We start from the raw sequence: 19,311 nt of genomic DNA on the forward strand, positions 1-19,311 counted from the left end.
TTATGAAGACAATGGATATACTTTTTAGTTTTTGGGAGGGGATATTAAAAGATCCTCGCATAACGATGCGGCATGTAGGTTTATATGCCGCTCTGTTGTGTATATGGAAAAAAATGGGTAGTAGAGATCCGCTTTGCCTGTACAGCCATCAGGTAATGGAATTAGCAAAAATCATTACCCAATGTACATATCACCAATATATTAGGCAATTGGCTGAATACGGCTATATAAGGTATGAACCCTCATTTAAGAAAAATCAGCCCAGCAAAATTTTTCTTCTCGCTAACCTCGATGTAAAGAAAGAGAACATAGATATTTAATAAGATGTAATTATGAGTGAAGTGGTAACAAAAGAAGATCTGAGGCAATTTGGTTTGCTTATGATCAATAGTTTTCGAGAGGCTATCACGGAGGTGATACCAAAAGATAAAACCGAATTTAGCCTTGAATGGGTTAAAAGTAAGGTTGTGAGAAAGTTGCTTGATATGTCCCCCGCATCATTGCAGAACCTTCGGGTTATGGGAAAAATTCGCTTTAAAAAGGTCTTGGGATCCTATTATTACAATAAGAATGATATTGAAAAATTATTTAATGATGATCAACGAAATGGAAACAAGTGATTTGGTAAAAATTCATAGGCTGCTTGAAGTAGACCAAAGGCTGAATGCCTGGCATATTTCAATGTTGTATGCTATAATTGTTTTGGCTTTAAAACAGAAGAAAAAGACTGCCATTAGAGTGAGTAGGAGTAAAATTATGGCGTTATCCCATATAAGTACAATTCCTACTTATCATAAATATTTTAAGGATCTTCAGGCATTGGGTTATATAATTTATAGACCATCCTATCATCCTATACAACATAGTGAATTAGATTTAGCAGGCAATCTAAATAATTAGATTGCCTGTTTTGTTGTTTAAAGTGGTAAATGTGGATCTTAATAAAGAATTTTGGAATAGCGCATTGTTAACAGGGAAGTACGGGATATGTTGTGGCACTTTCTCTGAACCTTGACGGTGCCACAGAAATTATACTTAATAAATGTTTTCCACAAAATTGAAGCGTATTTAGCAAGGTTATTTAAATAATTAGGTGCTTTGTTTTCACATTCAATACAATTTTAAAAGGGAGTGTTACCGTCAATTTTGCAGATAACTTGCTGTGAATCTGGTTGTAATTTAAAAAGTGTGGCACTTTTTTATAATCTTATAGATGCCACAAAAAATCTACATCGAAGGTATTTTTGAATATTAAAAAAAGCCTACATGTATGCAGGCTTTACTATCTGTTATATAAAAAGCAAAACAACTTTCAGGCTATTGGATTGCAAGCTTTAATTTAAGCTCTGCAATTTCCTTTTTTAGTTCAAGAATAACTTCATCATTATTTGACAAATGTCTTTCGTTAGGATCAGCCAATCTTTCTTTTAGTACTTCCATTTCTCTCCCTATTGCCATTTGTTCAGTAATTGCATACTCTTCAGTTTGTTTAACGGAACTATGCCCAAGCATCTCCTTTACCACATGGATAGGGACACCATTGGCGAGAGTAACGGTACTTCCAAATGTTCTTCTGGCTTTATGGGTATTGAGACTACATGTAAGCCCGCATAATGCCGCAATTTCTTTTAGATACTCATTCATTTTCTGATTTGAAGCCACAGGAAGAATTGTTCCCCTTATCAGACAGACGGGATCTTCCTTATAACGATCCATAATCTTAATTGCCTGCGGAAGTAACGGTACATGGAAAGGGCTTGCTGTCTTTTGACGTGTTTTAATGATCCATAACTTTCCATCAATACCATTTTTAATATCACTATGTTTTAGATTAAATACATCTACATAGGCCAGCCCGGTATAGCACTGAAAAATGAATACATCCCTTATTACACTTAATCTTCTGGTTGCAAAGGTGTAGTCTTCTATTGCCGTAAGTTCTTCGAGGCTTAAGGGACTTTTAAGAACTTTTGTCCTTTTCCCCTTAAAACTGGCAAATGGGTCTTTTTGAATGATGTCCCTGTGCAAGGCTCTGATTACCATCTTTCTTACATAGGTAATATGTTTTAGCGTAGTATTACTGTTGCAGTGCTTTACCGTCTTGAGATAAAACTCGTAGTCTTTTATAAATTCATATTTCAAATCCCTAAATTCAATATCTTCGATTCGGTATTTAAATTCAATGAATTCTTTAACATGGTTTTTTGCTACTACAAACCTCTTGTGTGTCCCAATTGCATATTCTCCAGTACCTACAAGAGCTTTTAATTCATCGTTGTGTTGCTGGAACTCCTCCAGCAACTTCGCCCTTGAGACATCTCTTCCCAGTACGTAATCAATAATACGCTGCGAAGTTATCGTGTGGGAATTCAATATTAATTCTGCTTTAAATTGAACGATTTTATTGGTGAGCGTATCAAGATAGAAGTTAATTGCCTTTGCATCCTCCTTATTCCCCGTCGCTCTGCAGGATTGCTGATCCCAACGTTTAATGTCCCATTTTTGTTTGGTTGATGTCTCTTTTGCTATTCCATCAACTGTGATCCTTAAATAAATTAATCTCTGGCTTGTCACCTTCTTTGGTGACTTTAAAAAAAATGTAAGCCTAAAACTGTTCTCTAACATAATTCAACAATTTAATTAAACATAAAGGTCGAACTATAGTATCTTAAAATCAAGTCGTTAAACAGCTTAACAGGTTGTTTTGTAGTTATTTAGCTAAATGGTCGTGGCACTTTTTTTCAAAACTCCGAGTGCCACATTACTGCCACCATATTTAGGAGCTTTTTTAAAAATAATGCGATATGCTTAAAACTAAAAAAAGCCTACAAACTGTTGATTTGCAGGCTTTTTGAGCTTTTTTGAAATAAATTCGCTATTTTAAAAACAGCTAAAAGTGACCACGATGGGATTCGAACCCATACGCCTTGCGGCACCACCCCCTCAAGATGGCAAGTCTACCAATTTCTCCACGTGGCCAAAAAAGTATGGGCAAAAAAAAAGTTAAGCGTTAGCTTAACTTTTTGTGACCCGGCTGGGATTCGAACCCAGGACCCCATCATTAAAAGTGATGTGCTCTACCAGCTGAGCTACCGAGTCTTGCTTTCAGGAAATAAAATCAGGTCTTAAATAGTGACCCGGCTGGGATTCGAACCCAGGACCCCATCATTAAAAGTGATGTGCTCTACCAGCTGAGCTACCGAGTCTGTTATTTCAATCCCTGAATGCGGGTGCAAATATACGCATCTATTATTCATAATTCAAAGCGTTTTCAGGAGAAATTTGTCTTTTTTCTGAATATTTTTTTTAACACCTTTATTTTAAGGGGCTTATTGAAAAAAGAAAATTTAATGTCAATTTAATGTTAGCTTTCAAATTGAGATATTTTTTCATCGCGACGTATCATCTGACAAAAAAAGTGAGTAAAATTGCAGTATGGAAAAAATAATATTGTGCGGATATATGGCTTCGGGCAAAACTACAACGGCACATTTGCTGGCAAAAGCGTCGGGTTTACCCTATATAGATCTTGATGAGGTACTGGAACAGAAATCTGGCAAGACTATATCGGAGCTGTTTGAGGAGGTAGGGGAGGTTAAATTTCGTAAAATGGAACATGAGGCTCTTAATAGTATAGTAAGTCGCTCAGAGGGCTTTGTTTTAAGCCTGGGTGGTGGTACGCCTTGTTACGCCAATAATCATTTAGTAATGGAAAGGGAAGATGTGGTTTCTGTATACTTAAAAGTATCTATACCCGAGTTGGGCAGGCGTATACGCCAACAGGAAGGAAAACGCCCGCTCGTAAAAAAGCTGGGCGATGAAGAACTGGATGAGTTTATTGCTAAACATCTTTTTGAACGCAGTTATTTTTACCATAAGGCAAAACACGTCCTTTCTGCCGATGGCAAGACCCCGGAAGATATGGTAAACGAAATAATGAGCCTGTATTAATCTTCCAAATAGGCGTGCTGGTCGTTTTCATCTAAAACCACCTGAACGTTTTCACGCAGGGAGGTAGAAAGCGACAGCCCTTTAAAATCGGCCTTAACGGGATATTGTTTGTGGTTCCTGTCTACAAGTACGGCAGTTTTAAACTTTTTAAGGGGTACTTCAAGAAAATGCTTTACGCCATAAATAAGGGTAGTGCCGCTGTTAAGTACGTCGTCTACCAATACAAGGCTTTTGTTAGCATAGGCTTCGGAAGGTAAAGATGTTTTTACCGGCTCCAACGGCTGCTGTTTGTTTATCGTTACTTCACACAGGGTTACCTTAATGTCAGATATTTTTTCAAGTTCTGTACCAAGCTTTTGGGCAAACAGGTAGCCGTTCTTAGCTATCCCTGCCAATACCACTTCGGTGTCTTCAGGAAAAGTTTCATATATCTGATATGCAATACGTTTAGTTTTGTGGTCTATTTCCTGTTGTGTAAGGATAATATTTTTCATTATAGTGGTTGTGTAATTTTAGTCAAAGATAGAAAAATGGTTGTTTTGGTGGCTGATTTTATTCGTCGTCGTCATCAATATCCAGTCCGTATTCATCGAGGTCACGCCTGTCTTTTTTGGTAGGCCTTCCGGTACCGGCAGCGCGATAGTGGGCTTTAGAGAGCTTAAGAAGCTCCAGGTGCTCGAATGATTCGGGTGGTGTTTCGTCTTTGCGGTACATATCTACCAGTTTTGGACCCACACGATTGGCAGGAACATCCAGTATACTTAATATATAGTTTATCTGGTCACGTCGAACGGTTACTTTATCACCCGCAAAAACATCGCGCGATGGTTTGGCCTGTTGCCCGTTAACCGTAACATGGCCTTTTAATATAGCCTGTGTTGCAATGCTGCGGGTTTTATAATAGCGTACGCACCATAAATATTTGTCTATCCTCATACTATTTGTCAAAAATCGTTGTTATAGCAATACAAAAATAAATGAAAATTGTATCTTGCGCCATTAAAAAAAATTAAAATGAATAGAATTTTAAAGGCCTTAAGCCTTCTTTCTCTAATAGTTCTTTTTTCAGCCTGTAAAAGCGATGATGATAAGGTAGTGCCTCCAAGAGATTATGGTGTGCAATATGCTACAGAGAAAGTTTTAATAGAAGAATATCTTAAGTCACATTATGTTACCGTAAATGCAGAAACTTTTGATGCTACATTTACATCTATACCAACAGGGGGTACGCAGACATCTATATGGGATCAGCAGGAGTATCCGCTGAAAAGCTTAGAGGTAACAAGAAACGATGTTTTATATACCGTATATTACCTTTCTTTCCGTGAAGGAACAGGTAAGCAGCCTACATTGGCAGATAATGTAACAGTAACGTATAGAGGTACTAATTTTGAAAATAAGCAGTTTGATTACCAGCCTGTAAGCAGTACGCCACTTGTTATGCCGCAGCTTATAAAAGGTTGGTGGAGTGTACTTCCGTTATTTAAAGGCGGTGAGTATATAGATGTTCCGGGTGAGCCTGCAGAATTTACAAACTACGGTGCTGGAGCAATGTTCCTGCCGTCCGGCCTTGCATATTTTAATTCATCTCCTAACAACCTTGTATCGGCGTATTCGCCTTTAGTGTTTACTTTCCAGTTGATGGATGTTACCTATACCGACCTTGACGGCGATGGCATACTTAACAGATATGAAGTTAAAGAGGGCCTGGACGCCAACGGAAAACCATATACGTTAGAAACAACAGATACGGATGGCGATGAAATACCTGATTATCTTGATGTTGATGATGATGGTGATGGTACTCTTACCAGAGATGAAATAAGGATACCGGGTACTACAAACCAGTTTTATGAATTTGAGAATATCCCTTCATGTACACCGGATAATCCATCTAATACACTTAAAAAACATTTAGATCCTTCTTGTAGATAGGTTCTTATGTAAGCAATAAAAAATCCCAATCGAAAGATTGGGATTTTTGTTTTTACATTGGTACTGTTATGGTGTGTAATTACTCCATGGTGTTTGCGTAGTACAGTTAGGGATTAATCCGCTAACACTAACTTTGTATCCCTTAAGTACAATTCTCCAGCTAAAGCAGGTGCCTGAAAGCTGATGTATAGCATATGCATTTGTATTGAACAGGTCAACAGAATAGGTGTCAACTATATCAGATACCTCAACTGTGTTACAATTACCGTTACGTATCTGTAGTTCGGCTTCATAAAATAATGACGGATTCTGTTCCAAATCATTGTTCCAGGTAACAAACAGCCTTCTTGAAATACCTAACACCTGTGCGTTTATACCTGTTTCGCCCGATAAAGGTACGCAGATTGCTTTAGGGGTTATTTCTCTGTTTGCTGCATTTGTTGTAACTGCATTTTCTTCATCCGTGGAACAGCTTACAATTAGCGCTGGTAAAAACAACGCTGATAATAATAGTTTACGCATAATATAAATATTTAAAGGTTGGTAGCCCAAAATAGTTATTTAATTAAACATAAGCTTTTTAAATCGATCAAACACAAGCTTTAATCCATAAAATATAATAAAATTATTATAATTAAGATTTTTTTAAGCCTTGAAAAAATCGGTAATCATAAGAATAAGGATGAGAGCAGGGAAGTAGTTTTTAAGCGTCGTTTTCATTCGGTTGGGGGTGTTTGAATATTGATTATTTCTTTTTGGTTTCGTAAATAAATAAAAAATATTTGTCAGAATAAAGCTAAAACAGAATGTTACGATGTGTGGTAAAATTATTCGTTAAGATGCAATTTGGAGATTAAATTGTTGGTAAAATTGTTGGATTGGGTTGTAGTGCTACGAACCAGTAGGGGAATATAATTCAAGGTTTCGATTATATGTAATTAATCAAGCTTGTTACCTACTCTTCATTTGGTTGCCGTAAGAAATCATTTTAGGAAGTAAAAGAAGTAATGGCAATAAATTCTGTTTTTGAAAACCATTTACGATCGTTAAGATTATTATAAGACTAAAGGCAATGCCAATCAGGACTGTGTTAATTTTATTTGCTATGTTCAGATAGCCTTTTTCCTGCCATTCATCCCAGATATCAATTATTCTAATGTTGTTCTTAATCGCTATTTTATTTAAATCATCAATTAGTCTGTTAGCATCTTTGACTTTTATTTTACTTGTGTTGATTTTTATAGTAGTCGTATCTGTTACTATTTTTCTCAAAAACTGCTTATCTATTACAAAGTATTCGATATTTTCTATGGCTACATTTTCTATGGCTTTATAGTTGAAAAAAAGCTTTCGTTGCCATTTAAACCTGAATGAATTATCTGAAATGGTAATTTGCAAATAACCGATAGCGAAATAATACCATAAGTATAAAGAGGCAGCTATTAACGCAAATGCAGCTATAGTACTTTTTGTTGAAGTTAAAAGTGATAAAATTATTGCTATTGGAAAAATAAGGATGCCCGGTAGTATTCTGGACTGACGGAAAATTGTAAGTTGATATGTTGTTGACAAATGATTGGCTGTTGTTTTTGATGAAAACAAATAAACAAAAAAATCCCGCTCATTGAGCGGGATTTTCTATATGTGTACAAAAAATTATTTCTTTCTGTTTACTACTTTTTCAACAGCTTCTACGATAGCCTGGTTGTTCAGTTTGTACTTGTCCATTAGTTGGGCAGGTGTTCCTGATTCACCAAAACTGTCGTTAACCGCTACGAATTCCTGTGGAGCAGGATTGTTAAGCGCAAGCACACGTGCAACGCTTTCACCAAGACCACCAAGAATATTGTGTTCTTCAGCAGTTACAATACATCCTGTTTTACCAACCGATTTAAGGATAGCTTCCTCATCAAGTGGTTTAATAGTGTGGATGTTGATAACCTCTGCAGAGATGCCTTTAGCTTCAAGAGCTTCAGCAGCGATAAGCGCTTCCCAAACAAGGTGTCCTGTAGCTACAATAGTAACGTCTGTACCTTCGTTAAGAAGAACCGCTTTACCAATTACGAAATCTTCTCCTGTTTCAGAAGTAAAATTCGCAACAGACGGACGGCCGAAACGTAAGTAAACAGGCCCGTGGTGCTCAGCGATAGCAATAGTAGCTGCTTTAGTCTGGTTGTAATCGCAAGTATTGATTACAGTCATGCCCGGAAGCATTTTCATCAAACCGATATCTTCAAGTATTTGGTGTGTTGCACCGTCTTCACCTAATGTTAAACCGGCGTGAGAAGCACATATTTTTACGTTTTTGTCTGAGTAAGCCACAGACTGACGGATCTGGTCATACACCCTTCCTGTAGAAAAGTTAGCGAAAGTTCCTGTAAAAGGAATTTTTCCACCGATGGTTAAACCTGCAGCCATACCGATCATGTTAGCTTCAGCAATACCTACCTGAAAGAAACGCTCAGGGTGGTTAGCTTTAAAATCGTCCATTTTAAGCGACCCGATAAGGTCAGCACAAAGTGCAACAACATTTTCGTTTGTCTTGCCAAGTTCGGTTAATCCCGCACCAAAACCAGAACGGGTATCTTTATTGCCTGTATTTGTATATTTTTTCATTTGTTTTTCATTTAAGATTTAAAGATTAAAAATTTAAAAATTGCCGAAGGCTTAAATCTTTAAATCATTGAATTTTTAAATCTTATTAATAGTCACCTAGAGTTGCAGCGTTCTGATTGAAAGCAAGCTGAAGCTGCTCATCGTTTGGCGCTTTACCGTGCCAAGCGTGTGTATGCATCATAAAGTCTACACCGTTACCCATTTCGGTATGAAGCAGTACACAAACCGGTCTTCCCTGGCCTGTTTTCGCTTTAGCTTCTGTCATACCTGCAATGATAGCTTCGATGTTATTACCTTGCTGAATTTCTACAACATCCCATCCGAAAGCAACGAATTTAGCACTAATGCTACCCATGTTAAGTACTTCGTCTGTAGGACCATCAATTTGTTTACCGTTAACGTCTACTGTAGCAATGTAGTTATCTACTTTATAAGCAGAGGCATACATCATTGCTTCCCAGTTCTGGCCTTCCTGTAGCTCTCCATCTCCATGAAGGCTATATACAAGGTGTTTGTCTCCGTTAAGTTTTTTAGCTTGTGCAGCACCAATTGCTACGCTCATTCCCTGACCAAGAGAACCAGAGGCCATGCGTACTCCCGGAAGCCCTTCGTGAGTGGTAGGGTGGCCCTGAAGCCTTGAGTTAAGAAGGCGGAATGTAGCTAGCTCTTCTACAGGGAAATATCCGCTGCGGGCAAGTACACTGTAAAATACAGGAGAGATGTGACCGTTAGAAAGGAAGAATACATCTTCGTTAAGGCCGTCCATGTCAAAACCTTCTTTGCGATCCATTAAAACCTGGTAAAGGGCTACTAAAAATTCTGTACAGCCAAGCGATCCTCCAGGGTGACCTGAATTTACCGCATGAACCATACGAAGGATATCCCTTCTTACCTGAGTTGTTAAGTCATTTAGTTGTTGTGTGTTAGGCTTCATTTTTTCTATTAAAGTTAAACTGGTGCAAAAGTAATTTTAATTTTCAGGACTGGCAAAAATATTTTAGCCTCAATCTGCGACGATTGAGGCTAATAGTTTATTGGAGAAAAACCGGGTTACTTGGCTTTGGTAAAGGTAAATACGCCGCCGCCCTGTTTTAGTATCATCTGGTTTTGAGCCGGGTTAAACTCCATTGTTAACCCCGCCTGGCTGAATTTGAAAACGTTTTCTTCTGCGGGCGATAGCGGAAATGGACCCTGGCCTGTAGCCTGTGCTATTAACGATGTACCTTCTTTGGTAACCATTATGCTTATAGGTATTTCGGTAGTTGTGTAGTTGCCTGTATACTTATCAAGCTGTTCTGTGGTATAAGTTGTGGTTTTAAATTCGGGAATTTCAAACGGTTGATTAAATGCCCACCTTAAAGCCACTTCGCTAAGTTCTTTATTGCTGTAATCGTTATGTCCGTTAGACACGATAGCTATAGTGGTTTTTTCTTCCGGAAAATAGGTTAGCATTGAGGTGAAACCGTCTATACTGCCGTCGTGTCCGTATGCTTTTTTACCATCCAGGTTAGTAGCAAATATTCCCATGCCATAACCGTCTTTAAGAGTTTTCATTTCTTCAAGGCTTGCCGCCGATATTATTTTCCCTAAAAATAATCCTTCAATAAAAAGTGAAAGGTCGGTTGGTGTAGAAACTATAGCGCCTGCACCCATTGGTATAGACATATCTGTTTCAGGTTGTTTAGTCCATTTACCGGTAAAAGAGTAGGAGTAGGCTTCGTTGTTTGCACTGTTGGTTTTGCTTCCGTAAGCAGTGTTTTTAAGGCCAAGCGGCTTTATTATTTTCTCCTCAAGAATGGTATTGTACGGTTTGTTATATGCTTTTTCAAGGATGAAACTTAACAATACATAGTTAGAATTGCTGTAAGCGCCTTTGCTGTCGGGTTCAAATTCGCTTGTGGCTTTAGAAATAATGGCTACCAATTCTGCCTGCGTTTTTGGCTGCGTCATGTAAACCATATAATCAGGGTCGCTCGTAAAACTGTGAATACCGCTGTGGTGGTTCAGCAAATTGGCAACAGTAATTTTAGAAGCATTTGGCACCGTAGGAAAGTATTTGTCTAGTTTATCGGTCAGCTTTAGCTTGTTTTCTTCAGCTGCTTTAAAGGTAAGAACCGCAGTAAAAGTTTTGGATATAGATCCTATCCTGAATTTTGTAGTTTCGTTAGATTTAAGATTTTTATCCTGATCACTAAAACCAACAGAACGCGTGTAAATTGTTTTTCCGTTTTGTGACAGGGCAATGCTTCCGCTGAATTTGTTGTTTGTTTGCAGAGCATCGAAGTACTTGTCTAGCGACGCTTTGTTTGGAGTTTGCGCCAAGGCTGCGGTAATGCAAAAAAGGCAGGCAAGAGCAAGTGTAATTTTGTTTTTCATTGATTGATGATTTAAGTTTGCCTATAAGACGATAATATACCCCGCTTTGTTACAGCGAAAGCCAATAAATTTGTGCTTTTAGGTATTGTTTTTTAATCAAGCAAATTTTAATTCTTTCTTGAGCATTTGCTTTGACTTTTGCTTAATCAAAAAAGGGGGAGTTCTTATTAAAATTCACCAATCGATTTTCTACGATGGTTTAAGAATTGATTTTTATTCCGATTTTTAATATGCTACTATCGCGTTGCATTATTCTCCGGGCGCAAAGTGCAATATTGTTTGTTTCACAGTTTCAGAGTTCAGAGTGTGTAGCTCCCAAATAACCAAATTCACAAATAACCAAATCTACTTTTCGCTGCTCAATAACCAAATCCACAAATAACCAAATCCACCTTAGAAACAAATAACCAAATAAACTATAAATGGTTTATCTTTGCACGCTGTAAAAGAGAGCCATGAAATTTGATTTAATCACTAAAGACCCGCAAAGTAAAGCCAGAGCGGGCAGCTTAACTACCGATCACGGAGTTATAGAAACGCCAATCTTTATGCCTGTAGGTACCGTTGGTACTGTTAAAGGAGTGCACCAGCGCGAACTTAAAAATGATATTAACCCCGATATTATATTGGGAAATACGTACCATTTATACCTTCGCCCTGGAACTGAAATACTTGAAAAAGCAGGCGGATTACACAAATTCATGAACTGGGATCGCCCAATTCTTACCGATAGCGGCGGCTACCAGGTATACTCGCTTTCGGCTAACCGAAAAATTAAAGAAGAAGGTGTAAAGTTTAAATCGCACATTGACGGTTCGTACCATTTCTTTTCGCCGGAAAGCGTAATGGAAATTCAACGTACCATTGGCGCCGATATTATTATGGCCTTCGACGAATGCACACCTTACCCATGCGATTACCGTTATGCAAAACGCTCTATGCACATGACGCACCGCTGGTTAGACCGATGCATTACGCATCTTGACAAGCTTCCGTACAAATATGGCTATAGCCAGGCATTCTTTCCAATCGTTCAGGGTAGTACCTATACCGACCTGAGAGCCCAATCGGCAGAATACATTGCCAATGCCGGAGCAGTAGGTAATGCTATCGGCGGACTTTCTGTTGGAGAACCTGCCGAAGAAATGTATGCAATGACCGATGTAGTATGCAGCATTCTTCCGGAAGATAAGCCACGTTACCTTATGGGAGTTGGTACTCCGATAAACATCCTTGAAAATATAGCACTTGGTGTAGATATGTTCGACTGTGTTATGCCTACGCGTAACGCACGTAACGGAATGTTGTTCACAGCAAACGGGTCTATCAATATTAAAAACAAGAAGTGGGAAGCCGACTTTTCGCCGATAGACGAAATGGGCATTACTTTTGTTGATACCGAATATACCATAGCATACTTAAGGCATCTTTTCTCGGCTAACGAATTCCTTGGCAAGCAAATTGCTACCATACACAATCTTGGCTTTTATATGTGGTTGGTTCGTGAAGCCAGAAAGCATATCTTAGCAGGAGATTTCCGTGAATGGAAAGATATGATGGTTAGAAATATGAGCAATAGGCTGTAAGTATAAATCTGTAAACGAAAATTATACGTGAAAATAATAGACTGGTACATTTTAAAACGCTACCTGGCAACATTTTTTGTGATGCTCATAATGTTTATACCAATCGGTATTGTTATAGACGTGTCCGAAAAAATTAATAAGATCCTGGCCAACAAAGTGCCGTTTCTTCAGGTTGCGAAATACTATGGCGATTTTACCATCTATTTTGCCAACATGCTTTTTCCTATATTCCTATTCCTTTCTGTAATATGGTTTACCTCTAAACTGGCAAACAATACCGAGATCGTAGCGATATTAGGTTCGGGTATCTCCTACATGCGCTTTTTAAGGCCATATATTGTAGGTGCTTCGTTTATATCGTTGCTGGCATTGCTTATGGGGTTCTTTTTTGTGCCAAGTGCCAGTAAAGGCTTTAATGATTTTAGGTACAAGTATCTGAAAAACAACTCGGAGACCCGACAGAGCAGCGACGTATACAAACAGATAAACGACAACGAGCAGATTTACGTTAGTAACTTTGATTACAGCAATAAAACCGGCTACAACTTTACTTTAGAGCATTTTAAGGACAATAAGCTGGAATATAAAATGAATGCCAGCACCATTCGCTGGAACGAAAAAGACAGTACCTATACCCTTAATTCTTATACCAAACGTACTGTTGGGCCTATGGGCGATAAGCTGGAATCGGCAACCGAAAAGAAATTCAAGTTCAGCTTTGAGCCTGATGACCTTACGCCTACAATTTACGCTGCTGAAACCATGACGCTCGGAGAGCTTAATAAATTTATTGACAAAGAAAAACAACGCGGATCGGGCAATTTAAATGCGTATTATGTAGTGTTGTATAAAAAATACAGTATCCCCGTTTCGGCATTTGTACTTACGGTAATTGCCGTAGCAGTATCGTCTATGAAACGCAGGGGAGGTATGGGGGTTAACCTTGCCATGGGTATTGGCCTTGCCTTTACCTTTATATTTTTCGATAAGGTATTTGGTACACTTGCCGAAAAATCTACCATGTCGCCATTAATCGCAGTATGGTTCCCTAACTTCGTTTTCGGGATCTTAGCAATTTATCTTTTACGAAATGCAAGGCGATAACCTTAAAAATTACATTCATCTTCATTTTATAGTATTTGTTTGGGGGTTTACTGCGGTATTGGGGAAGCTTATTTCTATAAGCGCCTTTTCGTTGGTATGGTACAGAATGAGTATAGCTGTTGTGCTTATGCTCGTTTATGCCCTCATTACCAAAGCACCTTTTAAAGTGTCACGCAGAGCCCTGATAAGTTTTGTTATCGCCGGACTTGTAATAGCGTTGCACTGGTTTACTTTTTTTGAAGCTATAAAAGTCTCCAATATATCTATAACCCTTGCGTGCCTTAGTACGGGTGCTTTTTTTGCTTCGTTACTGGAATCGGCATTTTATGGTAAGCGTGTAGTGTGGTACGAGCTGCTTATGGGTTTTATTATGATCATCGCACTGAGTGTTATCATCTATGGCGATTTCCTTTTGAGCCTTGTAAACGAACTTCAGCAAGGAAGCTATACAGCAGTTAGGGCAGGAGAACTATTTGATGCCATGCAGCTAGGCAAAGGCGACCTTTTTGGAGGAGTGGTTATAGCACTAATATCGGCGTGTCTTTCAGCTACGTTTGCGATCATCAATGGAAGGTTTGCCAAAGAACATAATGCCACTACCATATCATTTTACGAACTGCTGGGCGGTATTTTCTTCTTTTCGGTGTACCTGTTGTTTACAGGGCAGTTTACAAGGGGATTTTTTGTGCTTTCGCAGAATGACTGGATATGGCTTTTCGTGCTGGGTTCTATATGTACGGGTTATGCCCAGATAGGTGCCGTAAAAGTAATGAAGACCATAACAGCGTATACTATGATGCTTACCATTAACCTGGAGCCGGTATATGGGATAATTCTCGCATTAATTGTTTTTAAGGATAGCGAAAAAATGAGCAGTACATTTTACATAGGTGCTGCGATTATATTAATTACCGTGATTATCAACGGTATACTTAAAAACCGAACGAAAAAAATAAACTAAATGCATCGTGGCTGTTTCGCATCCCGCTTAAAGTTTTATCTTTGCATTTCGCAATAAAAATAAAAATCTGCCATACTATGGAATATTTAGATTTTGAACTTCCTATTAAGGAGCTTGAAGACCAACTGGATAAGTGTACTGTTATAGGCCAGGAGTCTGATGTTGATGTATCTAATACATGCAAACAGATAGAAATAAAACTGGAAGAAACGAAAAAGAAAATATACAAAAACCTTACTGCATGGCAAAGGGTTCAGCTGTCAAGGCACCCAAGCCGTCCATACACTATGGATCACGTTCGCGCCCTAACAGGTGATACGTTCCTGGAGCTGTTTGGCGACCGTGGCTTTAAAGATGATAAAGCTATGATTGGCGGATTAGGTAAAATAGGCGGGCAATCGTTTATGATTATCGGCCAGCAAAAAGGTTTCAATACAAAAACAAGGCAGTTCCGTAATTTCGGTATGGCCAACCCTGAGGGATACCGTAAAGCACTTCGCCTAATGAAAATGGCAGAGAAATTTGGTGTTCCTGTAATTACTTTAGTAGATACTCCGGGTGCTTACCCAGGACTTGAAGCTGAAGAACGCGGACAGGGAGAAGCTATCGCAAGAAATATTTTTGAGATGGTACGCCTTAAAACACCGATCATTACCGTTATAGTAGGAGAAGGTGCATCTGGTGGAGCTTTAGGTATAGGTGTTGGAGATAAAGTATACATGATGGAAAACACATGGTACTCTGTAATTTCTCCCGAATCATGTTCATCTATCCTTTGGAGAAGCTGGGAATACAAAGAGCAGGCAGCCGAAGCATTGAAGCTGACTTCTTTTGACATGAAAAAAAATGGACTTATTGACGATATTATTCCGGAACCTCTAGGTGGTGCTCACTACGACAGGGAGACAGCATTTAAAGCAGTAGAAGAATATATATTGAAAGGATATAACGAGCTTAAAGACTTATCAACAGAAGAGCTTATTGCTCAAAGGATGGATAAGTACAGCAAAATGGGTGAATTCAAGGAATAATTAGCCATTAACGCATAATTAGTCCGAAGCCCTACGGTTTCGGACTTTTTTTATGGTTATTAACAACAAAGTGCTATTTATCAACACGATATCAACAGGTGGTACTTAACAATTCCTTAACCTGTTCGCCCTAAAATTAATTACATTCGTACTATGGAAAATATCAGGAACATAAACCCCGTAAAAGTTGATAAGACTGCTATTATCAGCCTCGAGAAAGGTAAGCTGCCCCCGCAGGCACGCGACCTTGAGGAAGCCGTACTAGGCGCTATGATGATAGACAAGAAGGGGGTTGATGATGTTATTGATATCCTTCAGCCCGATGCTTTTTATGTAGATGGGCACAAGCATATTTATGAGGCTATTGTTGAACTTTTTAACGATACACAGCCAATTGACTTATTAACAGTATCGGCGCAGCTAAAAAAGACAGGGAAACTGGAACTTGCAGGCGGCGATTTTTACCTGATACAGTTAACGCAGAAGATATCGTCATCTGCACACATTGAGTTTCACTCAAGGATCATCCTTCAGAAATTCATTCAGCGAAGCCTTATAAAAATTTCAAGTGAGATCATAGAAGATGCTTACGACGAAACCACCGACGTATTCGATTTGCTGGATAAAGCAGAGTCTAAACTATATGAAGTAACGCAGGGTAACATTAAACGAAGCTCTGAAACAGCTCAGAGTTTGGTGCTCCAAGCAAAAAAACGTATTGAAGAAATTGCGAACCAGGAGGGTATGAGTGGTGTGGCAACAGGTTTCCACGATCTGGATAAGCTTACCTCAGGATGGCAGCCAAGTGACCTTATCATTATCGCGGCGCGTCCGGGTATGGGTAAGACCGCGTTTGTACTATCAATGGCGCGTAATATCGCTATTGATGCAGGGCATGGTGTGGCTTTGTTCTCTCTGGAGATGTCCTCTGTACAGCTTATTACCCGTTTGATTTCGAGTGAAACCGGACTTTCATCTGAAAAGCTTCGTACGGGTAAACTTGAAAAGCACGAGTGGGAACAGCTGAGTATTAAAGTAAAAGACCTTGAAAAAGCACCGCTTTATATAGATGATACGCCATCGCTTTCTATCTTTGACCTTAGGGCGAAGGCAAGAAGACTGGTGTCGCAATACGGAATCAGGATGATCATTATCGATTACCTTCAGTTAATGACTGCCGGTGGAAATAGTAAGGGCGGCGGTAACCGTGAGCAGGAGATATCAACGATCTCGAGAACGCTTAAGGCACTTGCAAAAGAACTTAACGTGCCGGTTATTGCGCTATCGCAGTTATCTCGTGCCGTTGAGACCCGTGGATCGAGCAAGCGTCCGTTGCTATCGGATCTAAGGGAGTCGGGTGCGATTGAGCAAGATGCGGATATCGTATCGTTCATCTACCGACCTGAATACTATAAAATTGATGAGTGGGATGATGAGGAGCGTTCTCCTACACAGGGTCAGGCCGAGTTTATCGTAGCAAAACACCGTAACGGTGGATTGGATAACATCAGGCTTAAGTTCATCGGAAGCCTTGGTAAGTTTGATAATCTTGATGATTTTAGCTCTCCGTTTGACGAATTGCCTTCGAGCATGAACAGCAACAATGAGTTCATCAAAAACCTGCCATCTGCAAATGATGCTTTTGGAAGTAATATGAACAGCCCAAGCGCTAACGACGACGATGTTCCATTCTAAAAAATAAGATAATCACAAACCTGAATACCTATGGGAATAACTAATACTGAAGACTTCGCACTAACCGAAGCAATACGACAAATGGATGTTAACGGTGCCGAACACATCACTGTACAAGATTAAGACGGCATTATCCACTACTAAACAATAAACTATAAATGCACCGGGGAAGCGGTGCATTTTTTTATACTTCTATTTTAGAATCAATTAAGTGAGTGTATGGACAAGAAATTTTTAGTTGTAATAAAAGATGAGTTTGAAGAAACTTTGATTAAGATTGAAAAAGTTGAGATGGAGTTTATGTCACTTGAAGATTTTAAAAATACCATTTTAAAATTATGATCATAAAAAAACCGCCTTTTTGCAAAGGCGGTTAATTCATTATTTTTTAGACTCTTCAACAGAAACTTTTCTGAAGTCTTTTAGAAACTTGCTTAGCTCTAAAGCTGATTTACGAGCTCTTGTTCCTGCAGCTTTGTTACTTTTTTCAATGTGCAGTTCTGCTTCTGCTTTGAATTTTTCAATTTCGGCGTTGATTTGAGAGAATAGATCTTTCATGATTATATTGCTTATATTAAATTAAGGTGCAAAAATAGCTTTTTGCGGCATTTAAAGCGAGTTTTAGACAAATTTCTCTTACTGTTTTTTTACAAATTTTGTTATTATATTACAGCGGTGGCACTGTTTTGGCTTGTCAGCAGATAATACGCTTCAATATCTATCGTTAGTTTAGTATCTTTGATTAAATCTTATTATATAAATGTCATTTAAAAATATCTATATTGTCCTGCTGTTGGTTATGGGCTTTTCTGCAAAAGCATCCATGATATTGCTGCCTATGGACGAAACCACTCAGCAAAACCACCTAAAGGCTTACGGTATTACCTACTGGGCTTTAGATAAGAGTTACAAAGCGAACTGGCTGCTAAACTACAGGGGAGGATCTTTCCTTTTACCGGACGCAGACCAAATACGACGCGAATGCCAGATTCGCGGTGTAAGCTTTGAAGTGCTTAGCGATGGCGAGGCAAATGCTATACTGGATGAGATAAGCAGCCCGTCGGTAAACATGGAAAACGTTGTGCTGGAAAAAGCTCCTAAAATCGCCGTGTACACTCCACCCGGAAAACAACCGTGGGATGATGCGGTAACAATGGTTTTAACCTATGCCGAAATTCCGTTTACTGCTATTTACGATGAAGAAGTTTTGGGTGATGCACTTTTGTTATATGACTGGCTTCACCTGCACCATGAGGACTTTTCCGGTCAGTATGGTAAGTTTTTCGGAGCCTACAAAAATGCGCCTTGGTACATTGAACAGAAAAAAGCAGCCGAAGCTTTGGCATCGAAGCTGGGTTATAGTAAGGTGTCTCAGGAAAAACTTGCTGTTGCAAATAAGATAAAGCACTTTGTAATTGGTGGCGGATTTATGTTTGCCATGTGTTCTGCAACCGATAGTTTTGATATTGCACTTTCTGCTGAAGGTGTCGATATTTGCGAACCAATGTTCGACGGTGATGCAAGCGAACCTAATTACCAGTCTAAAATTGACTATAATAATACATTTGCCTTTAAAGATTTTATACTGGAGCGCAATCCGGCTCAATATGAATTTTCGGATATCGATACCACAAATGGTCGCTTGGTTCCAATGGATAACGATTATTTTACACTGATGGATTATTCGGCAAAGTGGGATCCAATTCCATCTATGCTTTGCCAGAACCATACACAATTGGTAAAAGGCTTTATGGGACAGACCACAGCTTTTAAATCTGACAGGGTAAAATCGGGCGTATTGGTTATGGGCGAATACAAACAAACCGGAGAGGCGCGATATATTCACGGTACTAAAGGTAAAGGTATGTTCACGTATTACGGAGGCCATGACCCTGAGGATTACCAGCACAGGGTTGGAGATGCTCCAACTGTGTTAGACCTTCATCCTAATTCACCGGGGTATAGACTTATATTAAATAATGTATTGTTCCCGGCAGCTAGAAAAAAGAAACTTAAAACATAAGGAGTGACATAGTTCCAAAGTAGCAAAGTCAAA

General features: G+C 39.0%; 19 protein-coding genes, 3 tRNA genes and 1 pseudogene. 11 read left to right on the forward strand and 12 right to left on the reverse strand.

Annotated elements, in window-relative coordinates:
- The first annotated feature begins 2 nt into the window (after positions 1-2).
- From ALW18_15465 to ALW18_15475, 3 genes are read left to right on the forward strand one after another with little or no spacing between them, the layout of a single operon-like run.
- The gene (locus ALW18_15465) at positions 3-320 is read left to right on the forward strand and encodes a hypothetical protein (GenBank protein AOE53789.1); all 318 of its coding nucleotides are present in this window, start codon (positions 3-5) and stop codon (positions 318-320) included.
- 12 nt (positions 321-332) lie between these two features.
- Positions 333-620, forward strand: coding sequence for a hypothetical protein (locus tag ALW18_15470; protein ID AOE53790.1), 288 nt, complete (start codon positions 333-335; stop codon positions 618-620).
- The gene (locus ALW18_15475; GenBank protein AOE53791.1) at positions 607-900 is read left to right on the forward strand and encodes a hypothetical protein; all 294 of its coding nucleotides are present in this window, start codon (positions 607-609) and stop codon (positions 898-900) included. Before ALW18_15470 ends, ALW18_15475 begins: the two co-directional genes overlap by 14 nt.
- 417 nt (positions 901-1,317) lie before the next feature.
- On the opposite strand, the gene ALW18_15480 is transcribed toward ALW18_15475, so the two are convergent.
- The 4 genes from ALW18_15480 to ALW18_15495 all read right to left on the reverse strand — a co-directional run bounded on the left by ALW18_15480 (position 1,318) and on the right by ALW18_15495 (position 3,206).
- Complete coding sequence (locus ALW18_15480) at positions 1,318-2,625, reverse strand: recombinase (GenBank protein AOE53792.1); 1,308 nt, start codon at positions 2,623-2,625, stop codon at positions 1,318-1,320.
- Between the two features lie 272 nt (positions 2,626-2,897).
- A tRNA-Leu gene (locus ALW18_15485) sits at positions 2,898-2,979 on the reverse strand.
- Positions 2,980-3,023: 44 nt separating this feature from the next.
- A tRNA-Lys gene (locus ALW18_15490) sits at positions 3,024-3,099 on the reverse strand.
- Between the two features lie 31 nt (positions 3,100-3,130).
- A tRNA-Lys gene (locus ALW18_15495) sits at positions 3,131-3,206 on the reverse strand.
- Positions 3,207-3,435: 229 nt separating this feature from the next.
- Here ALW18_15495 and ALW18_15500 point away from each other — a divergent pair.
- A complete protein-coding gene (locus tag ALW18_15500) occupies positions 3,436-3,951 on the forward strand; it encodes a shikimate kinase (GenBank protein ID AOE53793.1) in 516 nt (171 codons plus the stop codon).
- Here ALW18_15500 and ALW18_15505 read toward each other — a convergent pair.
- Together ALW18_15505 and ALW18_15510 are read right to left on the reverse strand one after the other, a co-directional pair.
- On the reverse strand, positions 3,948-4,448 hold the full coding sequence (locus tag ALW18_15505; GenBank protein AOE53794.1) for a phosphoribosyltransferase: 501 nt from the start codon (positions 4,446-4,448) through the stop codon (positions 3,948-3,950). The two genes, ALW18_15500 and ALW18_15505, sit on opposite strands and share 4 nt — an antisense overlap.
- 55 nt (positions 4,449-4,503) lie before the next feature.
- Positions 4,504-4,887 carry an RNA-binding protein gene (locus ALW18_15510; protein AOE53795.1) on the reverse strand — a complete coding sequence of 128 codons (384 nt, stop codon included), beginning with the start codon at positions 4,885-4,887 and terminating at the stop codon, positions 4,504-4,506.
- 78 nt (positions 4,888-4,965) lie between these two features.
- Here ALW18_15510 and ALW18_15515 point away from each other — a divergent pair.
- Positions 4,966-5,784, forward strand: a pseudogene (locus tag ALW18_15515) (hypothetical protein).
- 168 nt (positions 5,785-5,952) lie between these two features.
- On the opposite strand, the gene ALW18_15520 reads toward ALW18_15515, so the two are convergent.
- From ALW18_15520 to ALW18_15540, 5 genes are all read right to left on the reverse strand, one after another.
- Positions 5,953-6,408: a hypothetical protein gene (locus ALW18_15520; GenBank protein AOE53796.1), complete on the reverse strand. Its 456-nt coding sequence runs from the start codon at positions 6,406-6,408 to the stop codon at positions 5,953-5,955.
- Positions 6,409-6,837: 429 nt separating this feature from the next.
- The gene (locus tag ALW18_15525) at positions 6,838-7,458 is read right to left on the reverse strand and encodes a hypothetical protein (GenBank protein ID AOE53797.1); all 621 of its coding nucleotides are present in this window, start codon (positions 7,456-7,458) and stop codon (positions 6,838-6,840) included.
- A gap of 84 nt (positions 7,459-7,542) precedes the next feature.
- Positions 7,543-8,502 carry a transketolase gene (locus ALW18_15530; protein AOE53798.1) on the reverse strand — a complete coding sequence of 320 codons (960 nt, stop codon included), beginning with the start codon at positions 8,500-8,502 and terminating at the stop codon, positions 7,543-7,545.
- Positions 8,503-8,587: 85 nt separating this feature from the next.
- Positions 8,588-9,436, reverse strand: coding sequence for a transketolase (locus ALW18_15535; GenBank protein ID AOE53799.1), 849 nt, complete (start codon positions 9,434-9,436; stop codon positions 8,588-8,590).
- Between the two features lie 116 nt (positions 9,437-9,552).
- Entirely contained in the window at positions 9,553-10,878 is a 1,326-nt protein-coding gene (locus ALW18_15540) for a peptidase (GenBank protein ID AOE53800.1), read from the reverse strand.
- A gap of 455 nt (positions 10,879-11,333) precedes the next feature.
- Here ALW18_15540 and tgt point away from each other — a divergent pair, with 455 nt between their 5' ends.
- From tgt to ALW18_15565, 5 genes are all read left to right on the forward strand, one after another.
- Positions 11,334-12,464: a queuine tRNA-ribosyltransferase gene (gene tgt / locus ALW18_15545; GenBank protein ID AOE53801.1), complete on the forward strand. Its 1,131-nt coding sequence runs from the start codon at positions 11,334-11,336 to the stop codon at positions 12,462-12,464.
- Between the two features lie 27 nt (positions 12,465-12,491).
- Positions 12,492-13,568, forward strand: a complete 1,077-nt coding sequence (locus tag ALW18_15550; GenBank protein ID AOE53802.1) for a hypothetical protein — start codon at positions 12,492-12,494, stop codon at positions 13,566-13,568.
- Positions 13,555-14,529 carry a permease gene (locus ALW18_15555; GenBank protein AOE53803.1) on the forward strand — a complete coding sequence of 325 codons (975 nt, stop codon included), beginning with the start codon at positions 13,555-13,557 and terminating at the stop codon, positions 14,527-14,529. The genes ALW18_15550 and ALW18_15555 overlap by 14 nt, the downstream gene beginning before the upstream one ends.
- Before the next feature lie 77 nt (positions 14,530-14,606).
- Positions 14,607-15,560, forward strand: coding sequence for an acetyl-CoA carboxyl transferase (locus ALW18_15560; protein AOE53804.1), 954 nt, complete (start codon positions 14,607-14,609; stop codon positions 15,558-15,560).
- 153 nt (positions 15,561-15,713) lie between these two features.
- Positions 15,714-17,255 (forward strand): DNA helicase, encoded by a 1,542-nt coding sequence (locus ALW18_15565; GenBank protein AOE53805.1) that lies wholly within the window; start codon positions 15,714-15,716, stop codon positions 17,253-17,255.
- Between the two features lie 381 nt (positions 17,256-17,636).
- On the opposite strand, the gene ALW18_15570 is transcribed toward ALW18_15565, so the two are convergent.
- Positions 17,637-17,813, reverse strand: coding sequence for a histone H1 (locus ALW18_15570; GenBank protein AOE53806.1), 177 nt, complete (start codon positions 17,811-17,813; stop codon positions 17,637-17,639).
- Positions 17,814-18,015: 202 nt separating this feature from the next.
- Between ALW18_15570 and ALW18_15575 the strand changes: the two genes are divergently transcribed.
- Positions 18,016-19,278 (forward strand): asparagine synthetase B, encoded by a 1,263-nt coding sequence (locus ALW18_15575; GenBank protein AOE53807.1) that lies wholly within the window; start codon positions 18,016-18,018, stop codon positions 19,276-19,278.
- Positions 19,279-19,311: the final 33 nt, after the last annotated feature.

It is taken from the genome of Flavobacterium psychrophilum (assembly GCA_001708385.1).
Lineage (GTDB): Bacteria > Bacteroidota > Bacteroidia > Flavobacteriales > Flavobacteriaceae > Flavobacterium > Flavobacterium psychrophilum_A.